The following is a 2,742-nucleotide window of genomic DNA, read 5'->3' as shown; positions in this document are numbered from 1 at the left end:
GGTCCGGGCCCTCGAGCCCGCCGTACCGGCCGGTGCGCGCCGGCGCGGCGGCGCCGGACGAGCCGCCGCCGCGGCCTGACATCCGTCGCCGCAGGCTGCGTGGCCGCAGATCGGTCCAACTCAGCCCGATGCTGTCCAGGCAGTGCTGCCGGGTTCCCGTGACGGGCGTGTCGAACCAGCCGAGCGCATTGCGTCGCCCGTACGGCCACACCGAGTACTGCTGTTCCTGGTTGACGACCACCTTGAACAGACCCGTCGCGGCCGGGCCGGGCCCGCTTTCCCGACCGCCGCCCCGGGCGCTGTTCCGGGCGCTGTTCCGGGCGTCTCCACGGCGGCTTTCCCGGCGCTTGTTCCGGCCGTCTCCCGGCCGGGAGCGGCGTGGAACGGGCATTTCTCTGCGACCGATGCGTCGTCACGCAGGAAGTACTGCTTCCATTCCCGGTTGTCCGGGTCGCCGTAGGAGCCCAGCAGGGGCGTTGAATCCACCTCGTCCATCCTCCTGAGACGCTCGCGGATTATTTTCCGCGCGGCGGCGCCCCGCGGGCTGGTCGGCTCCAGGCCGGTGAAGACCCAGCGGGGCTGGAACGTGATGGTGAACACCGGGTTACTCCGGCTGCGTAGCCGGTGGTGAGCCGGCGTGTTACAGACGACAAAAATCGGGGTGCCGCGGAAACTGAACTCCCAGCCGGGATCGTCGATGTCGGTCGGGATGTCCGACGGCCAGGGCTCGCCATCGCTGTCGTGCAGGTAGCGCAGCACCGACCAGAATCGCTGTTCGTAGGAGAGGACGTCGTCTGGCTCCGGCCCCGCCGTCCCGCCGCCGGATCCGAAGAAAACCACGAGGGAGGTGTTCCGCGATATCGACTGGTACACCGAAAGATAGGCGGCAAGGATATCCGGCAGTACGGACCAGGTCCGTTCGTCGTGCAGATCGTCGACGAAACCGAACCGCAGCCCGCCACCATGGGCCGCGGCCACCGCGAAAACGCAGGGGAAAGGCTCGGCGTCGGACCGCAGCGTCGCCATGATATCCCGCGCGCAGGCGACGCCCCAGCCTGGCATCGGGCCGATGGCCAGGTCCAGGATCTCCTCGCGGTATGAATCGGTCGTGCTGGTCATACTCACCCCACGAAGTTTCGGCCTGTCTCGCACTCTGCTTTCTCTCTTTCCTCAGCCGCGGGCCGGTCCCGACCGGCGGTCGCGATGTGGATTTAGTTCCGGCCGGCCGAAGCGGTTGCCGGTGATTTCGCCGCCCCCCGGTGCGCGGCGCGGGCGGCGAGTGCGTCGAGCGCCCGTAGCCACGCGGCCGCGAGGTTGCCTACGACCGCCGCGCCGGGCCCATCCGGCCCCGCCGTCCACCGCGCGCTCAACTCGGGGCCGCCCGGGCCGTCGAGGGCTCGCACGATCAGGCTCAGCGGGAATGGATCGGGCGCCTCGGCGTTCCAGTCGGCGAAAAGCTCCTCGTCCTCGGCGGCGACCGACCAGTCCGCCACCTCGCCCCGGGCCAACCGACCCACGTAGTTCAGGTAGATCGTCGGTAGGGGAGCCGCCGAGAGGACCGGCGCGGTCCGCGGATTGAGGAAGCGCAACATGCTGTAATCGGTTCCGCCGTCGGGGATCTGGGTCATGAGCTCGCGCACCCGCGCCACGGCGGCGTCCACGGCCCACGCACCGAACGCGGCGCCGTCGTCGGCCGGCCACTCGAGCAGGAACGGGTAGATCTCGGCCATCCAGCCGACCGTCCGGGACAAGTCCAGATGGTCGACGATCTGCTCCTGCCGGCCGTGGGCCTGGACGGCCACGACCATCCCCGACGAGCCGGCGGCGCCGGGCCGGATCTGGTCGGCCACGGCCAGGGACAGCGCGGCGAGCAGGAGCTCGTCCACCCCGACCCCGAACGTGGCGGGAACCGTCGACAGCAGCGCGGCCGCCCGCTCCGGCGGCACGCTCACGGTGACCGCTTCCGGCTGGTCCACCCGGGCCGGTCCGGCCGGCTCGGCCGGTCCGGCCACGTCCGCCGTCCAGGCCACCGGCGTGGCCCGGCCGAGCAGGTCCAACCAGAACGGCAGCCGCGCCTCGGTCTCGGTCGCGCGCGCCCGCTCGTCCAGGCGGCGCGCCCATCGGGCGAACGAGACCGGGACGGGCGCGAGCTGGGGCCGCCCGCCCGCCGTCAGCGCGCCCGCCGCGGCCGCGAGATCATCCAGCACGATCGGCCAGGAGACGCCGTCGATCAGCGCATGGTGGATAATCAGCAGCAACCGGCCCGGGCGCTCGCTGCCCGCGTCCAGCCAGACGCAGCGAATGGCCTGCCCGCTGTCCGGATCGAGTTCGGTGTTGGCCGCCGCCGCCAGCCCTGAGATCAGCGCTCGGCCGCCCACGCTGTCGAAGCCGTCGCTCGCGGCGATGCCGGCGGCGTCGATCCGGCGGACCCAGGGACGGACGTCGACGCCGCCGCGCGGCGCGATCGCCAGCGACCAGGCGGGACCACCGTCCGCGCCGGTCGCCACCGCGCCGTCCGGGAAGAGGCCGTCCGGGAACGCGCCGGGTGAGTCCAAGCGGACGAGGCGGGCCCGCAGAACGTCGTGGTGGTCCACGACCGCTGTGATCATCGCGTGGAGCGTGGCCAGGTCCAGCCCGGCCGGGGCGCGCAGCAGCACCGGCGAGGAGAACGACGAGAACGTCGCCCCGCGGCCGCGCGCCGCCTGCAGCGCCGGAGTCGGCGGGACGAGGACGATCCCGGCC

2 protein-coding genes and 1 pseudogene are annotated in these 2,742 nt (G+C 72.4%); all 3 read right to left on the bottom strand.

Annotated features, from left to right (window positions below; genetic code table 11):
* A pseudogene (locus tag AC08OT_RS19935) lies at positions 1–211 on the bottom strand (YqcI/YcgG family protein); the annotation flags it as partial.
* On the bottom strand, positions 121–1,119 hold the full coding sequence (locus AC08OT_RS19930; RefSeq protein WP_476603197.1) for a YqcI/YcgG family protein: 999 nt from the start codon (positions 1,117–1,119) through the stop codon (positions 121–123). The pseudogene AC08OT_RS19935 and the gene AC08OT_RS19930, both read right to left, overlap by 91 nt.
* Positions 1,120–1,211: 92 nt before the next feature.
* Positions 1,212–2,742: condensation domain-containing protein (locus tag AC08OT_RS19925; protein ID WP_476603196.1), on the bottom strand; the 1,531-nt coding region annotated here is incomplete at its 5' end.

Source organism: Frankia sp. CgJB1 (assembly GCF_977947065.1).
The sequence above is the reverse complement of the archived record's forward strand: the minus strand, read 5'-3'. Positions and strand labels throughout refer to the sequence as shown.

Excerpts from the sequence above, each read along its gene's own strand:
- AC08OT_RS19930 (WP_476603197.1), bottom strand. The coding sequence starts at position 1,119 with ATGACCAGCACGACCGATTCATACCGCGAGGAGATCCTGGACCTGGCC.